The 25,943-nt window shown below is 54.3% G+C and carries 21 protein-coding genes and 2 tRNA genes; 11 read left to right on the top strand and 12 right to left on the bottom strand.

Going from position 1 to position 25,943, the window contains the following annotated elements; all coding sequences use genetic code 11:
* Positions 1-2: 2 nt before the first annotated feature.
* Positions 3-665, bottom strand: a complete 663-nt coding sequence (locus MELB17_RS10235) for a hypothetical protein (RefSeq protein WP_007350159.1) — start codon at positions 663-665, stop codon at positions 3-5.
* Between the two features lie 208 nt (positions 666-873).
* On the opposite strand from MELB17_RS10235, the gene MELB17_RS10230 reads away from it, so the two are divergent.
* From MELB17_RS10230 to MELB17_RS10220, 3 genes are read left to right on the top strand one after another with little or no spacing between them, the layout of a single operon-like run.
* A complete protein-coding gene (locus tag MELB17_RS10230) occupies positions 874-3,081 on the top strand; it encodes a TonB-dependent receptor domain-containing protein (RefSeq protein ID WP_157133280.1) in 2,208 nt (735 codons plus the stop codon).
* A gap of 25 nt (positions 3,082-3,106) precedes the next feature.
* On the top strand, positions 3,107-4,141 hold the full coding sequence (locus tag MELB17_RS10225; protein ID WP_036184342.1) for an ABC transporter substrate-binding protein: 1,035 nt from the start codon (positions 3,107-3,109) through the stop codon (positions 4,139-4,141).
* Positions 4,138-5,760 (top strand): sensor histidine kinase, encoded by a 1,623-nt coding sequence (locus MELB17_RS10220; protein WP_007350156.1) that lies wholly within the window; start codon positions 4,138-4,140, stop codon positions 5,758-5,760. Before MELB17_RS10225 ends, MELB17_RS10220 begins: the two co-directional genes overlap by 4 nt.
* Positions 5,761-5,811: 51 nt before the next feature.
* On the opposite strand, the gene gorA is transcribed toward MELB17_RS10220, so the two are convergent.
* The 10 genes from gorA to gspE form a co-directional block, all read right to left on the bottom strand.
* A complete protein-coding gene (gorA, locus tag MELB17_RS10215; RefSeq protein WP_007350155.1) occupies positions 5,812-7,200 on the bottom strand; it encodes a glutathione-disulfide reductase in 1,389 nt (462 codons plus the stop codon).
* A 51-nt stretch (positions 7,201-7,251) separates the two neighbouring features.
* Positions 7,252-7,782 carry a type II secretion system protein GspM gene (gene gspM, locus MELB17_RS10210; protein ID WP_007350154.1) on the bottom strand — a complete coding sequence of 177 codons (531 nt, stop codon included), beginning with the start codon at positions 7,780-7,782 and terminating at the stop codon, positions 7,252-7,254.
* A gap of 3 nt (positions 7,783-7,785) precedes the next feature.
* Positions 7,786-9,081: a type II secretion system protein GspL gene (gene gspL, locus MELB17_RS10205; RefSeq protein WP_036184340.1), complete on the bottom strand. Its 1,296-nt coding sequence runs from the start codon at positions 9,079-9,081 to the stop codon at positions 7,786-7,788.
* Positions 9,082-9,083: 2 nt separating this feature from the next.
* Positions 9,084-10,097 (bottom strand): type II secretion system minor pseudopilin GspK, encoded by a 1,014-nt coding sequence (gene gspK / locus MELB17_RS10200; RefSeq protein ID WP_007350152.1) that lies wholly within the window; start codon positions 10,095-10,097, stop codon positions 9,084-9,086.
* Entirely contained in the window at positions 10,094-10,798 is a 705-nt protein-coding gene (gspJ, locus tag MELB17_RS10195) for a type II secretion system minor pseudopilin GspJ (protein ID WP_007350151.1), read from the bottom strand. The genes gspK and gspJ overlap by 4 nt, the downstream gene beginning before the upstream one ends.
* A complete protein-coding gene (gspI, locus tag MELB17_RS10190; RefSeq protein ID WP_007350150.1) occupies positions 10,798-11,172 on the bottom strand; it encodes a type II secretion system minor pseudopilin GspI in 375 nt (124 codons plus the stop codon). The genes gspJ and gspI overlap by 1 nt, the downstream gene beginning before the upstream one ends.
* The gene (gspH, locus tag MELB17_RS10185; RefSeq protein WP_007350149.1) at positions 11,169-11,699 is read right to left on the bottom strand and encodes a type II secretion system minor pseudopilin GspH; all 531 of its coding nucleotides are present in this window, start codon (positions 11,697-11,699) and stop codon (positions 11,169-11,171) included. The genes gspI and gspH overlap by 4 nt, the downstream gene beginning before the upstream one ends.
* A gap of 6 nt (positions 11,700-11,705) precedes the next feature.
* A complete protein-coding gene (gene gspG, locus MELB17_RS10180) occupies positions 11,706-12,158 on the bottom strand; it encodes a type II secretion system major pseudopilin GspG (protein ID WP_007350148.1) in 453 nt (150 codons plus the stop codon).
* A gap of 70 nt (positions 12,159-12,228) precedes the next feature.
* Positions 12,229-13,440, bottom strand: a complete 1,212-nt coding sequence (gene gspF, locus MELB17_RS10175) for a type II secretion system inner membrane protein GspF (protein WP_007350147.1) — start codon at positions 13,438-13,440, stop codon at positions 12,229-12,231.
* Positions 13,441-13,443: 3 nt separating this feature from the next.
* Positions 13,444-14,958, bottom strand: a complete 1,515-nt coding sequence (gene gspE / locus MELB17_RS10170; protein WP_007350146.1) for a type II secretion system ATPase GspE — start codon at positions 14,956-14,958, stop codon at positions 13,444-13,446.
* A 162-nt stretch (positions 14,959-15,120) separates the two neighbouring features.
* On the opposite strand from gspE, the gene MELB17_RS10165 reads away from it, so the two are divergent.
* The 7 genes from MELB17_RS10165 to MELB17_RS10135 all read left to right on the top strand — a co-directional run bounded on the left by MELB17_RS10165 (position 15,121) and on the right by MELB17_RS10135 (position 21,708).
* Positions 15,121-15,795, top strand: coding sequence for a type II secretion system protein N (locus MELB17_RS10165; protein WP_007350145.1), 675 nt, complete (start codon positions 15,121-15,123; stop codon positions 15,793-15,795).
* Positions 15,796-15,800: 5 nt separating this feature from the next.
* The gene (locus MELB17_RS10160) at positions 15,801-16,511 is read left to right on the top strand and encodes a transglutaminase-like cysteine peptidase (RefSeq protein WP_007350144.1); all 711 of its coding nucleotides are present in this window, start codon (positions 15,801-15,803) and stop codon (positions 16,509-16,511) included.
* 25 nt (positions 16,512-16,536) lie between these two features.
* Positions 16,537-18,171 carry an FAD-binding oxidoreductase gene (locus tag MELB17_RS10155; RefSeq protein WP_007350143.1) on the top strand — a complete coding sequence of 545 codons (1,635 nt, stop codon included), beginning with the start codon at positions 16,537-16,539 and terminating at the stop codon, positions 18,169-18,171.
* Positions 18,168-19,787 carry a glycerol-3-phosphate dehydrogenase/oxidase gene (locus tag MELB17_RS10150; RefSeq protein WP_007350142.1) on the top strand — a complete coding sequence of 540 codons (1,620 nt, stop codon included), beginning with the start codon at positions 18,168-18,170 and terminating at the stop codon, positions 19,785-19,787. Before MELB17_RS10155 ends, MELB17_RS10150 begins: the two co-directional genes overlap by 4 nt.
* Entirely contained in the window at positions 19,784-21,343 is a 1,560-nt protein-coding gene (locus MELB17_RS10145; RefSeq protein ID WP_007350141.1) for an FGGY-family carbohydrate kinase, read from the top strand. Before MELB17_RS10150 ends, MELB17_RS10145 begins: the two co-directional genes overlap by 4 nt.
* A 134-nt stretch (positions 21,344-21,477) precedes the next feature.
* Positions 21,478-21,553 (top strand) — tRNA-Gly (locus tag MELB17_RS10140).
* 81 nt (positions 21,554-21,634) lie between these two features.
* Positions 21,635-21,708 (top strand) — tRNA-Cys (locus MELB17_RS10135).
* Between the two features lie 120 nt (positions 21,709-21,828).
* On the opposite strand, the gene MELB17_RS10130 is transcribed toward MELB17_RS10135, so the two are convergent.
* Positions 21,829-22,896 (bottom strand): hypothetical protein, encoded by a 1,068-nt coding sequence (locus tag MELB17_RS10130; RefSeq protein ID WP_227498866.1) that lies wholly within the window; start codon positions 22,894-22,896, stop codon positions 21,829-21,831.
* Positions 22,897-23,136: 240 nt separating this feature from the next.
* Here MELB17_RS10130 and MELB17_RS10125 point away from each other — a divergent pair, with 240 nt between their 5' ends.
* Positions 23,137-25,464, top strand: a complete 2,328-nt coding sequence (locus MELB17_RS10125; RefSeq protein WP_007350139.1) for a TOTE conflict system archaeo-eukaryotic primase domain-containing protein — start codon at positions 23,137-23,139, stop codon at positions 25,462-25,464.
* Positions 25,465-25,943 lie beyond the last annotated feature (479 nt).

Here is a 25,943-nt window from a genome sequence, read left to right as displayed (position 1 = left end):
CGTCAGCCCCCGCCCATTCCGCCAAACAGGCTGGTCAAAATAGCCAGTCCAATAATCCAACCAATCACCGCCGGCCAGAAGTTAACGGATTGCGGCGGCTGTTCATTCTGCTCGTCTTCCTTGCCCATCATCTCTGGTTCGGGATAATTACGTTCGTCCGGCTGCCGCTCTTTTCCATGGCTGCTCGGCGCTTCGCGCAGGCTCGACCAGTCAAACCAGTCACCCAAAAATGCCGTTACCGATGCCGGAAACACGCCATTTTCGGCCATCGGCCGCAACTGTGACTCAAGCAGGCGGGCAATCTCAGCGCGCAAAGCAGGCTGGTCGGCTGGTGGCTCACACAGGATGGCCTTCCATACATCTGCATTTTCCGTCCGGATGCTGTCGTTCAGCAGCGCTTTGATCTGAATAACCACCTCACGCGCCACTTGCGCTGAATAAGCGTCCAGCTCTTTGGGTTGCTCAGGCTGCGCGTCAGGAGTACTTAGCGGCGTTTGTGCCTCGATATCAGAGGCAGCTGGTGCTGCACCGGTGGCTTCGCGAAAGGCTTGTTCCAGGCGCCGCGCTTCATCGCTGCTGGCAAATTTCAGTTGTTGCTGGTAAGCCTGTTCTACGCGCTGGCGATCGGATGTCGGTTCTATTCCAAGTAAGTCCCAGCAGTTCATTGCTACAGGTCTCCAATTATTAACAAATGTACATTTACGCGAGACAATCAAGCCCCACTGCAATAGCATACGTTTTGCGCTATACAAATCGATTACTCAAACTGCACTACACCACGAGTATAGAGTGACAATCATGGACGTTACGAACTGCTTCTGTTGCCCGACCAGAAATGGGGCGAACTCGCGTTTTGCAATAACGCCTTTGCAAGTGGCTCCGGGCACGACCATTTTACGCTGTGCAACCCAGGCATTCAGCGGCTTTCGACTATATTTTTCGGCAACCTTGCTGGGAGTCACAACGGCGGTAGCACCGGCCTTGGCTGACGGTAATGACATTCCCGATAAGGTTGAGCCTTTGCGCGGCTTTTACGGTTTCAGCGATGACATCCCCGAAGTGCTGACCACAACCCGCTTGCGGCAGCCCAAAACCCGGGTACCGGGTAGTACTACCGTTATTGAAGGCAATTTGATACGGCAGCTGGGCATTAACAGCCTGGTTGAGATTTTCCGCCTGGTGCCCGGCATGGTCGTGGGTGAGGTGGGCAGCGGTACGCCAGTAACAACCTACCATGGTACCGTGCACTACGAACAAAGGCGCATGCAGGTGCTGATCGACGGGCGCACGGCCCACCGCGCCACTTTGTCAGATATGGACTGGCAAAGCATGCCGGTTGCGCTGGAGCTGATTGAACGAATTGAAGTAAGCCGCGGGCCCAACTCGGCCGCGTACGGGATCAATGCGTTCTTGGGCACTATTAACTTTATCACCCGTGATCCCGGCGATACCGTTGGCACCGAGCTGCGCATTATGTCTGGCTCGCGGGATTATCGACGCACTTTTGCCAGCATTGGCGATGCCACCAAAGATATTGACTGGCGCTTGGCGTTTGAAAAACGCGAGTTCGGAGGGTTCGATTACCAAAAAGAGGATGGTGAATTTATACCATTTCATGATGGCCAGAATCTGAACTTTCTGATGTTCGACTCGCGCTTAAAACTAAAACCAGACTTCAATATAGAATTGCGGGCTGGCATTACAGACGGCGTTAACGAAGAAGATCAATACAAAACGGGCTACTTCCCGGCGCAAGCCAATCCCGATATTGATGTACAGGATTTTTATCTGGATAGCCGCTTTAACGTCATCCCATCAGCCGATCATTTTTTCCACGTTCAGGTAAGTTTCGAGAACTTCAAACGGCGCCAGCGGTGGCCAATTAAGGTACCCATAGAGGACGTCTTGCCTTTATTCAATGGAATCTGTTTAAACCCAGCTGATAGTTCCGTTAACTGCTCAAACTTGAACACCGCGCCTGAATCATTATCAGCTAATCTGAACGCCGATTCAGAAGATTCCCGGTTGGAACTGGAGCTGCAAGACACGTTGGTTCTGTCTGACACGACCAAACTGGTCTCTGGGCTGGGTTATCGCCACGACACCTATCGTTCAGAAACCTTTTTCAATGGCCGCGGCACCAGTGAACAGTACCGAGTTTTCGGCAATTTGGAATATAGCCCTACAAATTGGCTGACCTTTAACGGCGGTGGCAACTGGGAACATACAGACACGACCGGCAAGGGTTACTTCTCCCCGCGCTTAGCGGCCAACCTGATTTTCAATAATCAACATGCGCTGCGTTTTGTTTACTCTGAGGCCGTGCGCACGCCAGACAGCTTTGAACAGAACCCGAATTATGGTTTTGTGCTGCGTAATGTGAATGCCGCGTATGCCGGCGAACTGGAAGGTTATCGGTTGACCACCGGCGACATAGCGCGAGAGAAATTTTCCGATACCCTGGGCGTTGAATTACACGAAGAGAAAATTCGATCTCATGAAATCAGCTACTTTGGCCAGTTTCCTTTGACACCCGCTTTGCTCACTCTGGAGGTGCGAGGCTTCAAAGACGAAATGCGGGATATGATCAGCGGTGTTATCCAATTTGAAGAGTGGAATATTGATAACAGCGTAAACATCGACCAGAAAGGTTTTGAGGTAGAAGGTACGCTGGTTTTTCCGTTAACAACCTTCCGAGCCAGTTATGGGTATTTGGATCAGGATACCCGCTACAGCGGCCCGCTAAGCTACAACGGCCAAAACCTGCGCGAAGAAGAAGTACCCATTAAATTGAGGCTCCTTGAGCGGCTTTCAGTCAGACATTCTGGAAGCATTGCTGTCATTCAAACCTTACCCTGGAATGTGACCGCCGCCAGTGTATTCTATTGGGCAGATGAGTTCCGCAACTCCCAATTTGAACGCTTTGATATACGCCTGGCCAAGCAGATTATTCAGCCACGCTACACAGCGGAACTTGCGTTTGTTATGCAGCACTACCTGAACCGGGAGTTTGAGCTCAGCTCTGATAACAATATTGCAGACCAAAACCAGTTTTTTGTGGAAGCAGGGCTACGTTTTTAATGGACGTTAATAGGTAATGGCTCCCATGTATCGATCGCTCAGCAAGGTACGCCTGTTCCGGACGACATATTTTATCGCTCCCAGACGTGCTGCAGTTGCTGCGTTCTTCTGTTTTATCCTGATGCTGGCCGCCGGCGCTGCTCGCTCAGACATTACGATTCCGTTGATCTATGTGGTGGGTTCAGGTAATGATGTCCTGGACAACTATTTGCTGGATCAAGTTCGCCAGTTGGTTGGTCAAGAAGTACCCGTTATGCCGGTTAACGAGTCTGAAGCGGCATTAAATCCGGGCGTACCCATAGTGACCATTGGCCGCAGAGCGTTTACAACGGCGCTGGGCAGATATCCGCAGTCGCCGATACTGGCAACACTGATTTCACAAGAATACTATCGGGCTATAGCCAGTGCGCGTTCGGATAAGGAACCGGAGCGCTCTGTGTCTGCCATTTACTACGACGTGCCTCTGCTCAACCAAGCGCTTACAGGCAAGGCCATACTGCCCCAATCCCGCCGGATTGCCCTATTGGCTACTCCAAAGAGCACTCACCTTTACAGCGAATTGCTGTCGCAGTTGCCAAAGTACAATCTGGAAGCGCAGATGTTTGTTGTAAACAGTAGTAGCGAGCTCATACCGACTCTGGTGCGCGCGCTCTATTACGGTGATTTCGTGTTGGCAGCTCAAGACCCCAGCATTTACAATCCAAACACCATCAAACACATTCTGCTGACCGCCTATCGGCGTAACATCATGGTGATTGGTCCTAGCCAAGCCTATGTCAAAGCCGGTTCGCTGGCCTCAAGCTACGCGCCCTACTCTGCGGTGGCGCAAGCCTTGGTTAGCGCTCTGGAACAGTGGTTTGAAAAGGGTTTCTTGCCGAAACCGGCGTACCCGACCGATTTCAATATTCAAATAAACGAGCAAGTCGGACGCTCGCTAAACATCCCTCTGCCATCAGAGGCCAGCGTAAAGGAACAGGTGATAGAGCAGTTGCGTGAACAGGCGATGCCCGCCACCAAAGACGCGGCCGCGGATGCCGAAAACAGAGGAATGTTGCCATGACATCTCGGCCGCGGTCCTTTAAGGCGCACCGCCCACCTGCCAAACTTGCTCGAAAGTTGCTTATTCTTGGCGCTTTGCCCGCTGTTCTGATGTTCGCCGCTCTGATGCTGTTTTTTACCTATGTGCGCTTGCAAGACGCCAACGAACGGGTGGCGAAACACAGCCAGATTGTCGCTGACAGCCTGGCGTCCGCATTGGAATATGCGGTCGTATCCGGCAACACCAGTGTGCTCAACGACATTATTTTCGAATCTTTACGCCGCAGCCATGCTGACTGGATACGCGTGACTAACGTTCGCGGCGATGTCATCGGCTTTGTCAGTCACGCCAACGCCGACGCCAGTGATCGCAAGCGGGCCGATGTGGAAGCGCGAATAACGACGTTCGCAGCACCCGCTTTGGACAAAAACATTTATATGGCTGAGATTCTTCAAAAACCTTTGAACATGAACGGCTTAGATACCCCTGAGTGGTTCGATCCAGGTTTGAGCTTCGTCGGTGGAGCCTTGCGGGTAGGCAGCGTGCAGGTAGGTGCTGATCCGGACCTTCTTGCCAGCAAGCGCCGCGGCATCCTTTGGACGTCACTGGCTTTGAGTACTGCCCTGCTGCTGCTGACTATGTTTCTTGTTAATTACTTTCTCACCGATATCCTGCGCCCCATTCGTAGCATCGGGCTACGAATTAAAGCCCTCAGCCACCACGATTACAGCGTGACGCCGGTAAATCAATATCGTAATTCTAAGGAACTGATCACCATAGAAATACGCCTAAACGAGCTAGCGCAGCATCTAGAAGAGCAACGAGAGTTGCAGGAACACACCTTGGCTCAAACCCGCTCTGCCCTGGAGCAGGCCGAGCGCAACAGCCAGGCCAAATCCGATTTTATGGACATTGCGAGTCATGAGTTACAGACTCCTCTGCGGGCCGTGCTGAGCACTGTCAAACTGATCGAGCGCGAAAGCCTGAGCAAAAGCCAGAGCGAATACCTAACGACCGCCAGTCGCGCTGCGCAGGACCTACTACTGGTGATAAACGATATTTTGGAGTATTCACGCCTGGATCGTGGCACTGCGGTGCTGCGGTCTTATCCATTTGATTTGCACCAGTTGATTCACAACTGCGTGGCGTCCCACAGACAAATCGCGGTGGAATCCGGATTAACCCTGGATCTCAGCTTTCAATCTGGCTTTCCAGGCGTAGCGATGGTGCATGGTGATGCGCCAAAATTGCGCCAGATAATAGCAGGCCTTCTGGATAACTCGATTAAAGGCAGTCACGATGGCCACGTACAGATTGAAGCCTGCCTGAAATCCCTTGATTCCGCACAATTGCCGGATCATCGGAACGATGCCGATCAACTTCCTCCGGCGGTATTACTGAGCATTGCAGTGTCTAATACCGCTGCTCAAGCTTTATCGCACAGCCTAGGCGCTAGCTTTGACAACTTTGATGACATCGACAATGTAGGCCAGGGTAACCTGAGCGGAAACACCGGGTTTATGGGCCTGAGCCTGCCGTTGGTACAACGCCTTATTGAACTGATGGGAGGCCAGCTAAAAGTAGAGGCCGACGCCGATGGGCATTCGTTATTACGCTTCGAAATCCCCTTTGAGCAATAAAAAACGCCAGCTCCGTTCGCCGGAGCCAGCGTTTTGATTTCGCCTTGATCGTCAGTCGGGATCAACCTGAACCGGCTCACGCATGGTTACAAACTCTTCCGCTGACGTTGGGTGAATGCCCATCGTTGCGTCAAATTGCGCTTTAGTAGCCCCGGCTTTGATCGCCACAGCCAGGCCCTGGGTGATTTCACCGGAGTCTGGTCCCACCATGTGAGCGCCCAGCACTTTGTCTGTGCGTTTATCGACCACCAGTTTCATCATGCAGCGCTCATCTCGCCCACTTAAGATGTACTTCATGGGTCTGAATTCCGAGCGGTAAACCCGCAGGCTATGCCCGGCCAAGCGCGCTTCCTGCTCAGTCAGGCCAACGGTGCCGATGTTCGGTTGGCAGAAAACTGCGGTAGGAATCGCCGCGTAGTCCATTTCGCCTTCACCGTCGCCAAACAATCTGCGTGACAGCACCATCGCCTGGGCCAAAGCGACCGGGGTCAGCTGGGGGGTGCCAATCACGTCACCCAGCGCGGTGATTGAGGGTACTTCCGTCTGAAAATAGTCGTTTACCACCACGTGGCCTGAGTCATTCAGCGCCACGCCAAGCTCAGCCAGCCCAAGGCTGTCAACCAACGCGCGGCGTCCGGTCGCTGCCAGAACGAGCCCGGTTTTAAGTGTTTCACCATTGTTCAAAAGCACGGAATAATCGCCGCTTGCGCCGGTTACCGATTCGATGGTGACGTTAAACTGCAAATCTACGCCCTTCTTCATCATTTCTTGGGCTGTAAATGTGCGGATATCGTCATCAAAGCCACGAAGAAACAGATCACCGCGGTACAGCAGTGTGGTTTTAACGCCAAGCCCAGCCAGAATACCGGCAAACTCCACGGCTATGTAACCACCGCCCCAAACCACGGCATGCTGCGGAAGTTCCGGCAAGAAAAACATCTCGTTAGACGTCAGCAGGTGTTCTTTGCCGGGAATGTCAGGCACCACGGGCCAACTGCCAGTGGCAACGGTAATGTGTTTGGCGCTGTAGCTTTTGTCGCCTACGATCACGGTATTTGGACCGCTCAAGCGGGCACTGCCATTAATAATGGTTACGCCAGCATTTTCTAACAGGCGCCCATAAATGCCCTTCAGGCGCTCGATCTCGGTGTTTTTATTTGCGAGCAATGTGGGCCAGTTGAATTTTACGTCGGCAAGAGGTACCTGCCAGCCGTAACCGGCAGCGTCTTCCAGTTCATCGTGAACGTGGGCGCCGTAAACAAACAGTTTTTTTGGCACGCAACCCACATTCACGCAGGTGCCACCCAGGTAACGCGATTCCACCACCGCTACTCGCGCACCGCGCTGGGCAGACATGCGGGCCAATCGAACGCCACCAGAACCGGCGCCTATCACAATCAAGTCGTAATCTGCTGAGTCAGACACAAAGTCTCCCGTCATTAATTGATTTGAAGCTGTTTTATTCCATTCAGTTTTACGCTGGCTGAGCGCTTAAAGCCCAAGTGTCAAACGAGCTTTTACCTTGCCTGCTTCGGCAGTCTGTTCCAGCGCCGCCTGACCTATTACAACGCCACTTTCGACACTCAGAGTTTCCAGCCAGGAGGCCACATCGGCAAAGGGTACGTTATCCATCCATATACGAATAGAGTTATCACCGCTAGGCTCAAAGCGCTGCAACACCAGCCCGGACTCCCGTGAAGAACGGGTGACTAGAGCCATCAAGGCGCGGCTGTCTGTTGGTTTTTCGATAGCGGTGTCGGCGTCAGCGCGACTCGCTCCCGCTAGCGTGCTTATGCTAGCAGCGTTGCTGTTCATCCAGGTCAGAAGCTGGGCGGCGTTGAGCCGCGATGTCTCCGCGCGATCGTGATAACGGGTGGCAGGCAGCCAGAGTGCGAAATACAAAAAACCCGCCAGTAGGGCAACAACGAGCCATCGCAGGGCTTTTTGATCCCGCGGGGGGAGTAGCAGATACTGAACCTGAAGTTTGCGAACACCGGCCTGGTTTTTCAATTTTTCCAGCATCGTTTAACCTCCTGAAACCGTTAAACGCCCGCGAATTTCACCGGCTTCGTTCACCACCGAACCAATTTGCGCATCCAGTCCCTGGACCACAAGCCCATTGCGCAACCGGCTCATAAGGTCGTAACTGTCTGCGCGTAAATCCACCACCAGTTCGCCGCGGGCCTGGTTGTAATTCAGCGAATTAAAGCGAATACCATTACCGCCAGAAACCGCCGCATACTGCTCGCCGGTGAATTTCATCAGGGTTATAAAATTCAGACTTGGGCGGCTATCAGCGTTTTGTCTGAGCTGGCCTTCAACCACCCTGCGCACATTGCCGGGGTGGGTGCGCCTGTCGTCGGGAAATGCCTGTTGGTAAACACTCATGGCCTGTGCCTTCAGGTTGTCGGCCTGATGTTGATAGTACCAGCCTAACCCTGTTTCCAAAGACAGCTGAAGCACCAGCCAAGCGGCGGCTACCAGAATTAAGGATCGCCAGGGCGCTAAGGCACCTTTTTCCGCCGGTCCAGCGGCAAAGTTACCCTGGCACAGATTGATGGCGCCTGCACTCTGGCGCTGGTGAGACAGCGCCAATAGCTCCACTGGCAAGCGCTCGGAATGTTCAGCAGTAATCTCTATTCCATCTTGCGCCACGCTATCCGCCATAAGTAAAGACTGCTCATCGCCCACCTGCCCCTCAACATACAACGTCAAAGCCATAACCTCGCCTCTGCCGGGTACGGTCAGTGTTTGCAGGAACATGCTCAAATTGGTGGTTTGCACACTTAACCACTCACCTGCCGGGCCCAGCAACATGGTTACCTCGCCATCTACGCAGGCGCTCCAACCGTCAGCCCCGGGCGGGAGCAGCGATGCGTCGGCGTATATGCCACTCAAGGTAAGATCGCGCCAACCGCAGAACACACTGAACCAGTTAGCCATGCGCTCACGATCAATCGCTGCTACGCGGTAGCCCTGGTTGCCGCCGTTGCCGAGTGCCAGATGCAGGGTTTCTATATCTTGCGCTAGCTGTTCTTCAACCGCATAAGGCAGTGCCTGAGCAATAAACCGCTGCTGTTTTGCGGGTATATTGGCTAGGCAGAATGCGGCTTCGTCACCGGGAATTAGCCCAACTAGCAGGCTGTGTTCAATAGCGTTCTGCGCTAGCGTCTGCTCGATGTCATCCTGGCTATCGGCTTCGCCTCTGGCCTGGCAATGGCCGGCACTATCCAGCAGCGCCCAACTGTAACGCCGTTCGCTTGGCTGTTGCTCTACAGCGGCAAAGCCTGAAACCGACCGCACGTATAGGCGATAAGACATGGTCATCCTTCCAAAATGGTCAACGGCGCTTTGGTGATTCGGTTTTTTTGCCCTGTGTCCCGGTGCAATGTAGACACCTTACCCTCCGGGTCGCGGTAAACGGTGCTAACCATATGCACAACCCGCTTATCATAGGTAATTCTTGCAACAACCTCAAAAAAACGGGTCTGCAAAGTAAGGCCCTCGGGCCTCAAGCCTAGACCGGAAAATTGCGGCAGCGCCAGAAAATCTTTGATGTTCTCAAAGCGTTGTTCTTTTCGCATTTCAATCACCGCATTCACCTGAGCCGCGCTCAAGTCCGGATGCAGAGTTTGTAACACTTCTGCGCTGGCGGTGTTTACATTGATACCCAGGCCACTGACCGGCAGCGCCGCCACGAAGGGCCGAAGCGCCTGGTAGCCTTCCTCAGTCATGCCCTCCAGCAGGCGCAGTTCGGTTACGCTGGCAAACTTCTGATTGCCCGCCCGATAACCCGGCTGCGCCAGCAGATATTGGCCGTCTTCGGCACCATAAGCACTGATGGTTTGGTCGTTTGCATCCACCCAGTCAATAAACACATCGGCTTTCAAGCCGGTTATCTGAAGGTTCTGCAGTAATCGGTCCAAGCGTTCACGGCTCACCGGATCTGGCTCGTTATCGGCACCGATAAGGTCATTTAGATTCAGCCTGCCACCCAAACCGTCCAGCTGTATCTCGGCCACGCCGCCATCATCTAACGGCAGCTCAACTGAGTTAGCCGCCCAGAATTCGTCCAGGCTGTCGATCGGCGTTCCAGCTTCTTTGTCTTCTTCGTAGTCTGTAATCAGTATCTGTTGGGCAAACGATTCTGCACCCAACGCCACACTCAGCCCTTGCTGCTGAGCCAGATAATGCCCTGCCTTGAACACCCGAAGGCTTTGCTGATGTGTCATTCCGGTTGCCAGTATAACCACCAGTGCCATCGCCAGCAGCACCATGATTAACGCCACACCCTGCTGATTCCAGCGCGTCGAAGAATCTTCACTGTGGCGCATCATTGGCCACCCGCCGGAACCGACGTTTCATCCTCGGCGACGCTGTCGTTGGAGCCGCTTTCAACGCTGCGACTCAGGCTGGCCTGCGCCTTGCCGGCATCGAAATCTGTTAGTACGAAGATGCGCTCCAGTGTACCAAAACGGTCGTGCTCTATGGTCAGCTCCAGGCCCGCAGGCAGCGCGAGCGATTTGGCGCCGGTAGACGGATCCTGCACCGGCCAGTTGTCCTGCCACTGGCGGTTACTGTCCAGAAAACGCAGTTTGAAAGTTTTTAACCCGTCCAGCACCTGCGCTTGCCTGCGATTGTCTTCCTGACCTTGGTCCAGCGCTGGCCAGTAACTGCGCACCAGTGCATTGCCATCGTATTCCCATGCCACGCGCTGCAGTTCGCTGCGGCGCTGGCCAAGAGGGTTACGCCAGCCCTGACGGGTAAGAAGCAGGTTGGAAGGTTTGCTGCGACTGGTCAGTGCGGGCTGAACGTCACCATAAATATCCCGCGCAGGGCGATTGATAACCTGGTTCATATCTCGTTCAAACAACAGCATGGTTCGCTGAAGCGCTGCAAACTCATCGGCAACTTCGTTAACCCGGTCGCGGGCGGTAATCACGCCGTTTAAAACCTGCCAAACGCCCAAGCCAATCACGGCGGTAATGGTAACGGCTATCAGCATTTCCATTAACGTAAAGCCGCGCTGGCCTGCCATCATTTTGCACCCACAAAAGCGGCCAGGCTGTGCACTGTATCAGGGTCTGAGGATTCGTCTCGGTAGCGGCCGACACTCACCTCAACCCGCCGGATGTTAGCGTCTGCGGTGGCTGTTACGCGAGTGATCACTTGCCAGCGGTAAGGCCCGAACTCCTGGTCGCTGGCGGCGCCACTGGTGGCCGGCAAACTATTTTGCAGCCGTATTTCGTTGATCCGGTTTTCCGCTATCCACGCTGCCAGGGTTTTGTCGCGAACACGTTCGTAACTGGCAATATACTGGCTGCCCACTTGCGCAGCCGCCGTTGCAATCAAGCCAAAAATCAGCAGGGCCACAAGCACTTCAATTAAGGTAAAGCCCCGTGACCGATTCATGGACCATCCGCCTCAGCGCCGGGCTTTTGCCAGTGTATGAGCGCAATACCGTCAGAATACAAACGGTGGGGGGGCAACGTCTGGCCCTTTACCATCAACTCAATTTCAAAAGCTGTGTTTTCTCCGCTGGAAAAAAATACAACACTAGGCCGTAACGTCTTGTTGGCATTCGTTAAGCGCGGGGCGTCAGAGGCCACGATTGCATCCACTGACAGCCAGGGTGGCAGGACGTGGGCCTGAAACAGCCGCTCCGGACTGGCTTTCCAAGCCTGGGTTTCATCATCGAACACCACAAACTGGTAGTTGTCAGTATCTATCACCAAGCCCGCTTCCAGATTGTTTAAAACGGCTTGCTCGGACACCACCTGCATTCGCAGATACAGATCCTGAACCACAACTTCCAGCTCGCGCTGCTGCGAGCTGCCGCCCATAGTGAACACAGCTAGCGCAGCCATCAGTCCGACGATGACGAGCACAACCAATATTTCGATCAGGGTGAAACCGTTCTGGGTGGCGTTGCGTGGCACTGTTTATTAGCCTTTGGTGTTCCAAATACTGAGGTCGGCGGCGTCGCCCTCACCGCCTTCCTGGCCATCTGAACCCAACGAGTAAAGGTCATAGGCGCCTTCCGTACCCGGGCTAACGTACTGGTAAGACGTCCCCCATGGGTCTTCCGGGGCGTTTTTCAGGTAGCCGTCGGCGTTCCAGTTTTTCGGCTCCGGGCTACCCGCGGGCTTGTTAACCAAGGCTTCCAGCCCTTGCTGGGTTGACGGGTAATGGCTGTTATCAAGGCGATACAAATCCAGGGCATTGCCAATATTGCTGAGCTGGGTTTGTGCTACTGTGACCTTGGCCTGGTCACTACGGCCCATGATGTTGGGCGCCACAATGGCAACCAATAAACCAAGAATGACCATCACCACCATAATTTCAATAAGGGTGAAGCCTTGGCTGTGGCGAATATCGGGAGAGTTCGAACGCTTCATAATAAGACACGTATCCTTGGTTATGGGTCTATTGGGTCTGTTCGGATTGCGCTTCAAGAGCATTTATAATTTAGCCCACTAGATTACTCATATTCAGAATCGGCAGCATAATGGCCATCACGATAATCAGCACCACTCCACCCATCAGCAACAGCATCAATGGCTCAAACAGGCCAACGATCGCGGCAATTTTTGCCTGCAGAGTGTTTTCCTGCATTCTAGCCGTGCGCTCCAGCATGCTGTCTAGCTCGCCACTGGCTTCGCCGCTCGCAATCATGTGCAGCATCATCGGTGGAAAATAACCGCTCTGATCCAGCGCCCTGTGTAATGCTCCGCCTTCACTGACTTTACGCGCAGCATCTTTTAGCTCCTGACGCAGATAATCGTTACCGAGAACCTCCCCGGCAATGCGCATGGCGTCCACCAGCGGCACACCACTGGTGGTCAGTATACTCAGGGTACTGGCATAGCGGGCCGTGTTAACGCCGCGCACCATACCTGCCAGCAGCGGTAAGTGCAGCAGGCGCTTGTGCATGCGCAAGCGAAACGCCGGTTTGCCCATCGCAAAACGAAACGCCACCAGCCCAGCGCCCAGAGCAATTAGCAGATAGATACCGTAGCTTAGCAAAAAATCCGACATGGACAGCATGGCCCGCGTCAGCAATGGCAACTGTTGTCCCTGGCGCACAAACACAGCAATGATGTCCGGCACTACATAGGTGAGCAAAAACACCACAATGGAGACGGCGACTACGGTCAGAATAATCGGGTAAATAGCCGCCAACTGAATTTTCTGGCGGGATTCCTGGCGGCTTTCGGTGTAGTCCGCGAGCCGGTTCAATACTAGGTCAAGGTGGCCGGCGTGTTCGCCAGCAGCCACGGTTGAACAGAACAGCCGCGGAAAAGCCCGCGGGAACTCGCCCAGGCTATCGGCGAAGCTATGACCCTCCATCACCTTGGCGCGAATAGCGATTAACATACTGCGAATACGCGGATTATTCGACTGTTTTGAGGTCACACTCAGGGTCTGCTCGATGGGAATCCCGGACTGGATCAAGGTCGCCATCTGGCGCGTAACCAAAGCCAAATCTGCTGCGTTCAGTGAACCTCGCGCATTCAATGATGGACCCCGCCCCGATTTTTCCACAGCTGGCTCTACTGCCAGTGGCGTCAACCCTTTTTCCCGCAGTTGCTGGCGTACCGCCCGCGGTGCATCGGCTTCAAGTACGCCTTGTTTCTGTTTTCCGCGAGCGTCCAGTGCCTTATATTCAAAAGCCGGCATGATTTATTGGTTCCGGTGGGTAACGCGAAGCACTTCTTCCACGCTGGTGATGCCTGCCAAAATTTTGGCTACGCCGTCGGCGTGAATGCTGGGACTGTGCAAACGGGCTTCCCGTTCCAAAGCCAACTCGCCGGCGCGTTTATGAATCAGCGCACTGAGGCTTTCGCTGATCTCCACGGCTTCGTAAATACCGATACGGCCGCGATAGCCCAAATCGTTGCAGTGTGAACAGCCTCTGGCGCGAAATATTCGCGGTGGATTGGCTGGGTCCTGCTGCAGAAACTCACACTGTTCCGGCGTGGGCTCATAAGCTTCACGACAATAGGGGCACAACAGTCGCACCAAGCGCTGGGCCACAATGCCCACAATACTCGATGAAATTAGAAAAGGTTCGATGCCCATGTCCATCAATCGCGTTATCGCACCCACAGCAGAGTTGGTGTGCAAGGTGGACAACACCAGGTGGCCAGTCAAACTCGCCTGAACCGCAATTTCCGCCGTTTCAAGATCTCGCACTTCACCAATCATCACCACGTCAGGGTCTTGCCGCAGAATTGCACGCAGGCCGCGGGCGAAGGTCATATCCGCTTTGGTATTAACCTGGGTCTGGCCAATACCCGGCAGGTTGTACTCAATGGGATCTTCCACCGTCAGAATATTGCGGCTGCGGTCATTTATTTCCTGCAACGCCGCGTACAAAGTCGTGGATTTACCGGAGCCGGTTGGGCCTGTTACCAGCAAAATGCCGTAGGGGCGATAGATTAGCTTACGCACTTTTTTTAGGTCGTCACCGCCCATGCCCAGAGATTCCAGGCGTATAGCGCCAGCTTGCTTATCGAGCAATCGCAGCACCACCCTTTCACCAACCGACGAAGGCATGGTCGACACGCGGATATCCACTTCCCTACCAGCAACCCGCAGCGCAATGCGACCATCCTGGGGAATACGCTTTTCGGCAATATCGAGTTTGGCCATAACCTTGATACGTGACACCAACAAAGGCGCCAGCGCCCGCTTGGGCTGCACAATCTCGCGTAGAACGCCGTCTACCCGGAAACGTATAATCAATCGTGTTTCATAGGTTTCAATATGAATGTCCGAAGCACCGGTTTTCAACGCTTCAGTCAGTATCGCGTTAATCAGGCGTATAATAGGTGCGTCGTCTTCTTGCTCCAACAGGTCTTCGGTTTCTGGCACCGAATCCGCCAACGACGCCAGGTCCATATCGTCACCAATACCCTCTACCATTTGCATGGCAGCGGTAGAGTCGTTCTGGTAAGCATCGTTCAGGGCCTGATCGAACTGATCCGCCTTAACGGTGACAAAGCGGGCACGCCCTCCACATAGGCGGTTGGCTTCGGCCAACGCAATATGGGAAGAGCCAGGGCGCACCAGAATAACCGTTTCTCCGTCACCTGCACGGGTCACAATAACGCCGTTGCGTTTGGCAAACGAAAACGGCAGCCTGCTGGTAGCTCTATTATTATTGTGCGGCAGTTGTTGGGTTTCTGAACTCACGACGTTTCTCGCTGCTGGTCGGCGTGCCGACAAAACAAGTCTAAAGGCTACCACAGCGGGCAGGCCGGCTGAATAACCCGATGCTCTATACTGCCATTAAACGGTGGCTCTCTGGTAACCTGTTGGTGTTATCAGCCAAACCTGTCTTAGCCGGAACAACACATGCGCCTGGATTCGAAACATCTTATAACGGCTGCCGCCCTTGCGCTGGCAGTCATAATGCTGGTTTCCACCGCCTGGCAAGCTTGGGGCGTGTGGCAGCAGGAGTCGGCCGAGGGCGGCGTTATCGCAGCCGTCAGCACGGGTTCTGCCCCGGCGCAAAGGCCAGTTCCACAGATTGCGCTATTTAGCCTTCAGCTGTTTGGCAGTACACAGGCCAACGACCCGGGCGTTCAGCAAAACACAGAGAATCTGCCCGAAACCAATTTACAGCTCACCTTACGGGGCGTTTTGGCCGCCGCCGGCGACTTTGCTGGCAGTGCGCTGATTGAAGACGATCGCAACAATACCGACGCCTACCTGGTGGGCGACACCCTACCCGGCAACGCGACACTGCGCTCGGTTCACCCTGCACGGATCATCATTGAGCGCGCAGGCAAGCTGGAAAATTTGTATTTTCCAGAAATTGACAACCGCAGTGGTTTCAGCGCTGTTACCGATGAAACGCAAAGCCTAGAGCCTGCTTACACGCCACCGGCACGTCCGCAGCCGGCACTTTCACAAGCTGACTTATCACAACCTACCAGCGCTTCCACTGCGCCTACAGACGAACAAAGACGAGCCGAAATACGCGAAAGGCTTGAGCAGTTACGCCACAGCTTGCGCAATGGAGGTTGATAAGATTGATTCTAGCGTCCCAAGACCGCGCTTCGTTACCCGCAGCCACGATATCGGCGTTGCGCCGGCTTCTTGATGGCCGCTCTTGGTTGTGGGCGATTTTACTGACGGCCACTCTGGGCTCGGTTGGGAACGCGTTAGAGCTCACCGATACATTGATGAGCTATGTGCGCGCCGAGTTTGGTGATGAAGCCTACCAGCGCCTGCAGAATTATCAGCGCCTACAACTGCTAGCCAGCAGAGCCCCGATAGACCGACAGTTACGCCTGGTGAATTCGTTTTTCAACCAGTCGCGCTTTGTCAGCGACATGGAACACTGGGGCGAAGAAGATTATTGGGCCACGCCGGTGGAACTACTGACCACCAACGCCGGTGACTGCGAGGATTTTTCCATTGCCAAATACCAGACCCTGCGTTCCATGGGTGTGCCCGACGAGCAGCTACGAATTGTGTATGTCAAAGCTCTGGAGCTGAATCAGGCGCACATGGTTCTGGCCTGGTATCCACGCCCGGATGCCGACCCACTGATTCTGGATAATCTGATAAATGGCATTAAACTTGCATCACAACGTACTGATCTTGAACCAGTTTATAGCTTCAACGGTAGCGGCCTATGGTCCAGCAAAGCTGGCAAAGACAAGCGTATTGGCGAGGCAGACAAACTGTCTCGCTGGCGCGATTTGAACCAGCGGATGCAACAGTCCGGGCAACCCTGAAACTCGACAACAAGGAACCCACCAGATGCGACGTTGGAATGGTTGGGGTGATGATTCTTTTTCACTGGGACTGCCCCGCACCGGCGAAGATTTTCTAGCGGCGCGCATTGGGCACAGCAGTGCCCTGCAAGACGTGACCCTGGCCAGTGTGTGCGCCAAGGTTCCGCAAAGCCGCCTGGGCCAAGGGCGCCCCGCCGGTATTGAGCTCACTACCGACGCCGAAACCCGGGTACGCCATGCACGAGGCCAAAGCCTGCCGGACTGGTTGGCCATGCGCAGCGGGCAGATTGATTGCTTCCCCGATGCTGTGGCGTTTCCGCGATCATCTTCTGAGGTGCGCGAGCTACTGGCATTCGCCAGCGCAAACTCGCTGCACCTTATTCCTTATGGTGGCGGCACCAGCGTGGCGGGGCACATCAATCCGCTAGATCTAGGCCATCCCGTTATCACCGTCAGCATGGTGGCAATGAACCGCTTGCTGGATCTGGATCCTGCCAGCCAGGTTGCCACCTTTGGCGCGGGTACGACCGGCCCCCAGGTGGAATCCCAGCTTCGCGCCCACGGTTTAACCCTTGGCCACTTCCCGCAGTCTTTCGAATTATCCACGATAGGCGGCTGGGTCGCCTCGCGCTCCAGCGGCCAGCAGTCTCTTCGCTATGGCCGGATCGAGCAGCTGTTTGCCGGTGGAACTCTGGAAACACCCGTGGGCACTCTGGAATTGCCGGACTTCCCCGCCTCCAGCGCCGGGCCCGACTTGCGCGAGCTAGTGCTTGGGTCGGAAGGCCGTCTTGGCATTATTACCAAGGTTAAAGTTCGGGTCAGCCCGCTGCCACAGCGCGAGCGCTTTCAGGTGGTGTTTTTCCCTAACTGGGCGCAAGGGCGCGACGCCTGCCGTGAACTGGCGCAGCAACGAGTACAACTGTCGATGCTGCGCTTAAGCAACGCCGAAGAGACCCGCACTCAGTTGGCTCTGGCCGGCTATGAACGGGCCATAAAATGGCTGCAGCGAGCGCTGGCTGTGCGCGGGGCTGGCACGGAAAAATGCATGATGACGTTTGGGGTCACCGGCAGCAGAGTGCAATGCCGCAGCGCCCTGCGCCAGGCACGCCGCATAGCCCGGCGTTTTGGCGGCGTTTACACCGGCACCCTGCTGGGGAAAAAGTGGGAAGCCAAGCGCTTTACTATGCCTTATCTGCGGGAGGCGCTGTGGCAAAAGGGTTATGTAATAGACACTCTGGAGACCGCGACCAACTGGTCAAACGTAGACGCCTTGATGAATACCATGGAACATAGCCTTCGCAGTGGTTTGAACAGTCAGAATGAAGCCGTGCATGTATTTACTCACCTGTCGCACGTTTACGGCCAGGGTTGCAGCCTGTACACCACTTACGTCTTCCGCGCTGCTTCGGGCTACGCCACTGCATTAGATCGCTGGAAGATCCTGAAGCACAGCACCTCGGAGCTCATCGTTCGCCAGGGCGGGACCATCAGCCATCAACACGGTGTGGGTAAAGACCACGCGCCCTATCTATTACAGGAAAAAGGCGCGCTTGCAATACAGACGATTCAACACGTGTGTCAGGGCTTTGATCCGCAATCAATGATGAACCCGGGAACGCTGGTGCCCGCATCAAAGAAAAGTAAGGGCGCAAAGTCATGAGCCGCTCACAACAACTGTCAGAGCTAAAAAAACAGACACAGAGTTTTGATGTGGTGGTGATCGGCGCAGGCATTACCGGCGCGGGCATCGCCCTTGAAGCCGCCGCAAGCGGCCTGAAAACCCTGGTGCTGGAGCAGCAGGATTTCGCCTGGGGCAGTTCCAGTCGCTCATCAAAAATGGTTCATGGCGGGCTGCGCTATCTGGCCGGCGGCCACCTGCGCCTGGCCCGCAGCGCAGTTCAGGAACGCCAGCGCATGCTGGCCGAAGCGCCGGGCCTGGTAATGCCCATGCACTATGTTATGCCGCATTATAAAGGCGAGTTTCCGGGCCCGCGGCTGTTTCGGCTAATGCTGCGCCTGTACAACCGGCTTGCCGGCGCAGCGACCCTGCCCCCCTTGCAGCCAGCCCAGGTTCCACTCTGGGTGCCTGGGCTGAATTCTGAAAACCTGGCCGCTGCCAGCGTTTTTACTGACGCGGTGACCGACGATACCCGGCTGGTACAGCGACTGCTTGCCGAGGCACGCGCCAAGGGCGCGCTGTGCTTGAACTACGTGAAAGTGCTCAAGCTTCAGCGTAATGCAGACAGTCAAAAGCAAGTTTGTGGTCTGGTCGCCCAAGCGGAGGAAGACACCAAGCCGTTCACCATCAAGACCCTACTGGCCATAGCCGCCACTGGTGCCTGGAGCAGCCAGTTTAAATCAGCAGAAGAGAAACAGTTTCCCATACGCCCGCTGCGCGGTAGCCATCTGGTGCTGCCCTGGCAGCGTTTGCCGGTAGATTGCTCGGTCACCGCATTCCACCCGAAAGACCGGCGCCCCGTGTTCGTGTTCCCGTGGCTGGGGCAAACCGTGCTCGGCACCACCGACCTGGATCATAACGAGGATCTGGCCCAAGAACCGGCCATCAGCCAGGGCGAAGTAGATTACCTGATGGCGGTTGCTGCACACTTATTTCCGGCAAGCGAACTGAAGCCTGCCGACGTACTGTCAAGCTGGGCGGGTGTTCGGCCTGTAATCAGCACGCAGGAAAACGATGGAATTAAACGCTCGCCCTCCCGTGAAAGCCGCGAGCACAAGATCAACAACGATAACGGGCTGATTACCATCGCCGGCGGCAAACTGACTACCTTTCGCCTGATTGCCCGCGAGGCCCTCAAAATGGGGTTATCTGGAGGCACGAAACCAAAGCTGCGCGATAACCGCCTGCGGGTGTTTAACCCCGCGCCCGAACTGCAAAAGCCGGCCCGAATTAGCCATAAAACCTGGGCCAGACTGCGCGGCTATTACGGCCCCGATCTCCCTGCGCTGCTCGCCGCAGGACCGCTGGAACCAGTGCTGGATGCAAGCCTTGTGCATAACCCCGCCATCGACGTGACATGGGCTGAACTTTGCTATGCCTGCCGGAACGAGCAGGTCAAGCACTTGGACGATCTGCTGTTGCGGCGTACCCGTTTAGGACTCTTGATAGCAGACGGCGCCGCCGTGCTTCTACCGCAGATAAAAAGCCGCTGCAGACCGCTGCTGGGCTGGAGCGAAAGCCACTGGCACAGCGAAGTCGAACGCTATATGGCAATTTGGCAAAGCTATTACAGCCTGCCCCCGGGAACAGCCGAATGATGGCCACCCCCCTGATACTGGCCATCGACAACGGCACCCAAAGCGTGCGGGCGCTTTTGTTTGATGGCGAGGGCAACCTGCTTGGCAGCACTAAACAGGAGTTGGAACCCTACTTTTCCACTCAACCGGGCTGGGCGGAACAACACCCGCAGTATTTCTGGGATGCCTTGGGCCAGGCCTGCCAGCAGCTGTGGCAGGAAACCGCCGCAAACCCCGCGCAAGTCAAAGGCGTCACTCTGACCACCCAGCGAGGCACCGTGGTCAATCTGGACGTTAACGGCACCCCGTTACGCCCGGCTATTATCTGGCTGGACCAACGCCACGCCGACGCCAGTGCACCGCTGCCAGCTTACCTACGCTGGCCGTTTCGCTTGCTGGGCCTTGCACCCACCATTCAGCGCTTTCGCGAAAATTGCCAAGCTAACTGGATTGCCCAGAATCAGCCGGATGTGTGGCGCGATACACGCTACTTTCTTTTATTGTCGGGTTATTTAAACTATCGCCTGACCGGCGAGTTCCGCGACTCCAGCGCTAGCCAAGTGGGCTACCTGCCCTACGATTACAAACGCCAGGCCTGGGCCCGCAAACGCAACTTCAAATGGCGACTGATGCCGATTCGCCCTGAACAACTGCCGCAGCTGATTGCGCCCGGTGAAATAGTGGGAGCACTGACCGTTGCCGCGGCCGGGCACCTCGGGCTACCAGCGGGCCTGCCGGTGCTGGCGGCAGCGTCGGATAAGGCCTGCGAAGTGCTAGGCAGCGGCGCGATGTCGCCGGACACTGCCTGCCTAAGCTATGGTACTACCGCCACGGTGAACACCACCAACCCGCGTTATGTGGAACCAATACGTTTTATACCGCCCTACCCGGCAGCCATCCCCGGCCACTACTCTACAGAAGTAATGATTTACCGGGGCTATTGGATGGTGAGCTGGTTCAAGCGGGAATTCGGGTTGCACGAGCGCTTGCTGGCAGAACAACGTGGCATTGCGCCAGAACAGTTATTCGATGAGCTGGTGGACTCAGTCGGCGCAGGCTCCATGGGCCTGATGTTGCAACCTTACTGGTCCCCCGGCGTGCGCCAGCCCGGCCCGGAAGCCAAAGGCACCATTATTGGCTTTGGCGACGTGCATACCCGCGCGCACCTGTACCGCGCCATGCTGGAAGGTTTGGCGTACGCGCTGCGGGAGGGCAAAGAGCGCATTGAAAGACGCAACGGCCAGAAAATCCAACGCCTGAGAGTGGCCGGTGGCGGCGCACAAAGCGATGCTGCCATGCAGCTGACCGCCGACATTTTCGGACTGCCCGCGGAACGCCCGCACACCTGCGAAACCTCTGGTTTGGGCGCCGCTATTACCGCTATGGTCGGCCTGGGTATACACCCGGATTTTCCGACGGCAGTTGCCAAAATGACACGGGTAGGCGCGGTGTTTCATCCAGACCCCGCAAGTCAGGCACTCTATCAGCAGCTGTACAGCGAAGTTTACCTGAAAATCTATCCGCAGCTGGAAAGCCTGTATAAAACCATCCGCCGTATTACCGGTTACCCGCGCTAGTATTTTTTAAGGCTAACCAGAAAATCCTTTTCTCCTACAGCATTTATCGATATTTTTTCACCAGGTTGTTGACGCTCGAGGAAAGATCCGTATAATTCGCATCCGTTGTCGGGCTACAACTTACGACAGTATTTGCGGGAATAGCTCAGTTGGTAGAGCGCAACCTTGCCAAGGTTGAGGTCGCGAGTTCGAATCTCGTTTCCCGCTCCAATTTTTTCTGGATGAATCAGAGAAAAATGCTTCAAAAGTCTCTCACCCCACTAGAGAGAGCAAAGCCAAAAGGCTTTATCAGGCGCGGTGGCAGAGTGGTCATGCAGCGGACTGCAACTCCGTTAACGCCGGTTCGATTCCGACCCGCGCCTCCAATTTTTCGTTACTTATCAAAGTATTAGACGCCTCGAAGTAGTTGTCAAATGCACTGAAAAAATAATGAAAATATACTGAAAAATAACCCGCTTTATTCCGTGCCCGAAGTTCATTCGCGATTAACCTACGCTGTCGTTCTTATTAGCTTCTTCGCGAAGAAATTTGATCGTCGATCTGGCGCGTTTCGGCGGTTTTATTAGTCTGTAATGATCCGCCATCGCCTTAGTCTCATGGCCGCCTTTATCGTTCTCACCTTGAGTCACGTACTCTTCAGTAAGTCCTTTTTTTCGGAGATCTGACAGGTGATACAGGCCGCCGTAGCCAGCCTCTTTGCACGCCTCCCTCCATGCCTCTTGCAGAGTCCTATGGGTTGCCGATTCTGCCCTGGAGCGCATATCAAAATATCGCGGGTTGACCAGAAGATATGGACTGATAATTTGTTCCTTTTTCTTCATTGTGATGAACCATTGCCAGAGCTCCGCTAGTTCTTTATTCATACCCAGCCCAACCCCGATCTTGGTTTTGTGCCTAGCAAAACTTATAACTCCATAAATCAGCTCATCATCCACTGTCACAGGTTCGGAATAAATTTCACCCTGACCTTCCGTGATTCCAAAAACATCGATAGGTTGTTGGCTCATCATATAGATAAGATCGCAGATTTTTGCGCGCCACGTCCCATCCGTTATCCGCCGATTATGTCTGTGAACACACAGCCGCGCCGTAATGGCTATATAGGCATCGCTCGGAACCAAAACGTTTCGTTTTGGCACAACTGCTTTGCGAAGATCGATCATAGGATTGCGCTGAACAGTTCCGTCTTTCACAGCATATATATACACTCGATTAATTGTATTCTTTAACCCGTTATAGTGACTGGGCTTATCGAGCCAAGGAGACAAGAGCTTTCGAATTTTTCTTAACGAGTCTGGATCAGATAAAGCAAATTTTGCGTCACCTGATGCTTCAAGCTGTTGACAATCCGATGCGTAATCACACTTAGTCGAAGATGCTATGGGCTTACCACCACGCAGGGAAGCCAGTTTGCACTCGCTCCAAACGTTTTTCCCATCCACGAGCTCATGACCCAATTCTTCTTTACGCCAGGTGCTCATGTAGTCACACAAGAGCACCTCCCCTTCAGGGTCGTGCGGTGTGGATAATGCGGAAAGCTTTGCTACCAACAAATCGCTACGCCACTGGTTTATTTCTTTTTCCCAAGATTGGCTTATTGCCGTCCATCGACGAATTGCTGAGGGGCGGTCTTTAGTCCAAAGTAGCGTAGCTAGGCGGAAATCTGGAGAAATCTCTAGTCAGGAATGTGGTCTTAGAGCAACGAGAACCGATGATTAGCCGACGTACAAACCCTTTTTAACCAGCTTAATAACCGTGTTCGACGGATTCATTGAATAGGAGGCCGGATCTTAGTGGATGAAGAGCTCGCAGCCATTGAACTTAAATTGTCGGAGATTGAGAAGAAAAAAGCCGCCCTACTTTCCCGAAAGAAAGAGCTTCATCAAGCTGCGCGCCGATCCACGTTATCGCACCTAACCCCCGCTCAAAAAGTCGAACTGTTCAGGACGCTCTTTCGCGGCAGACAGGATATATATGCGATTCGTTGGCAGGGTTCCGGTGGCCGCTCCGGCTATGCTGTGGCCTGTGAGAACGAATGGGCCCCGGGTATTTGTCAGAAACCCAAGATCAAATGCGGAGAATGCCCACACAGAAAATTCAAGCCTCTGGATTTCAATGCGGTCTACGACCACCTGTCAGGCAAGCATACCGCCGGGTTATATCCTTTACTACCAGACAGCTCCTGTTACCTCCTGGCGGTGGATTTTGATAAGGACGACTGGAGAGCAGACGTTCGTGCGTTGGCCGAGGCCTGTCGTGGTGAAGCTATTCCTTATCTCGTTGAGGTGTCTCAATCCGGTGCTGGTGCCCATTTATGGATCTTCTTTCCGGAAGCCGTCTCGGCCTTTTCTGCGAGAGCTCTGGGGTTCAAGTTGCTGGATAAAGCCATGGAGCTCTATCCAGGCTTGTCCTTCGATTCCTATGACCGGTTGTTTCCCAACCAGGACACGATGCCCGATGGTGGGTTTGGCAATCTGATTGCCCTTCCGCTTCAACACGAGGCGCGAAATCGCGGATGTACTGTGTTCGTCGACGATGAATTAACTCCATATGCGGATCAGTGGACGCTGCTCAGTGAGCAAAAGACCCTTTCATTAGCCCAGCTTCGAGAGATGGTCGGTAAGGGGCCTGATTCTGATCTTACAGCAGAGGTTTCGTTGCCATGGGAACAATCGTTACCGGTAGAGGCAGGTATCATTACAGGATGCCCTGAACGCATCACTCTCATTTTAGCAAACCACATTTATATGAAGTTGTCCGACATACCGGGGACATTGGCTACTCGAATAAAGCGCATGGCCAGCTTCGCCAATCCAGTGTTTTTCAAAACACAGGCACTTCGTTTCTCTACTCATGGTATTCCTCGTTACATATCCTGTGCCCGGATTGAGCAAGGTTATCTCTCCGTACCGAGAGGCTGTTTTGATCAGCTTCAGGCATTGCTATTTGATCAGGAGATTACGGTAGATATCGATGATCGCCGGATTCCAGGTCAGCTGCTGAGCGGCACCAGTCTAAAAGCAACCCTGCGTGATGATCAAAAAAAGGCTGTGAAGGCGCTTGCCGATCACGATACCGGAATACTCCACGCCCCAACCGCTTTTGGTAAAACCGTAACGGCAATTGCGATGGTAGCCAAGCGTGGGGTCAACACATTGATCCTGACTCACAGTCGTCAGTTACTAGACCAATGGAAGGAGCGCCTGGAAACCTTCATTGAAGGTGCAGCAGTGGGTGTGATTGGCGGTGGCAAAAAGAAACCTACCGGTCAGATCGATGTTGCCACCTACCAGAGCCTGATCAACAAAAAAGACAACACTGTTTCAAGCCTGGTCAGGGAGTATGGGCAGGTCATCATAGACGAATGCCACCATATTTCCGCTCCCCGTTACGAAATGCTCCTTAATGAAGTCAGCGCCCGTTACGTCGTCGGCCTGACGGCAACACCTGACCGTCAGGATGGGCACCAAAAAATCATGTTCATGGTTGCGGGGCCCGTTCGTCACAAAGTTCGGGCAGACCACAGCTCTAGGTTTGTCCAACGCCTCATCGTTCGGGAGCGTCATGAAAGTCCACCCACCGACATTTATCAGTCGGGTGGGCGGCCCCATATAGCATCGGTTTACCGTTGGCTCTCCCAGAGCCCCGCCCGGAATCAGGATATTGTTCAGGATATCGCAAACTGTGTGCGCAACCAGTCAAACTGTCTTCTGCTGACGGAGCGACGAGAGCACGCGGAGACGTTAGCAATAATGCTGGACGCTGAATCCATACCGTCGGTTGTGCTGCGTGGGGGAATGCGCGTCAGAGAGCGCCGGGATGCAGAGGCGCGGTTACATGAAGCTCAGGTTATCGTTGCAACAGGAAAATACATCGGAGAAGGTTTTGATTTGCCACGGCTAGACACTCTGTTTTTGGCCCTGCCAATCGCCTGGAAAGGAACGCTGGCGCAATATGCCGGCAGAATACACCGCGAAGCCGATGGCAAGCAGGAGGTCACCGTGTATGACTACTTGGATGCTGGGCTGCCAATGCTAGAGCGAATGTTCCGAAAACGCGAGAAAGGCTACAAGGCAATGGGATATAAATTTGTATCTTCCGGGCAACCCAGATTATTGTAGAAAAAAGACGGTTTTACAGCACAATATAATCAGTAATGCAGTGGGATAAACGAAATAATGGAGATCACAGGTCAAACGATAATCCGCAATACCGGCGCACTTGCTTTTGCCGATATCCTCCACTATCGCCAAAAGCACCGTCAGTCGCACCCGCTGCGACAAGATTCTTGAAGTCTATTCCCGACCGATGATGGCGAAAGCCGCCAACGATATCCGATTCGGAGGTCGAACCGCCTACGCAGTTGGTGTGGTGTCGGACTTCGAGTTTTTTGGCATAACATCCTGCGCCCGGCCTAGCGCTATCCTGATCTCACGAAGCAATCTGAATACCTTTTTCACGAAACGATTGAATACGAAAATATCTCGAAAAAATTTGTAGATTAATTCCCCATTTCCAAGGTCACCCGACCCTCCTGTCACTGAAATAGAAACACCCTTTTGCAGATTGCTACAGGATCAGGATTTTGCTGGCTGAAAAC

The organism is Marinobacter sp. ELB17, from assembly GCF_000169375.1.
Classification (GTDB): Bacteria; Pseudomonadota; Gammaproteobacteria; order Pseudomonadales; family Oleiphilaceae; genus Marinobacter.
Note: the sequence above shows the minus strand (reverse complement) of the source record. Positions and strands in the feature narration are given on the sequence as shown.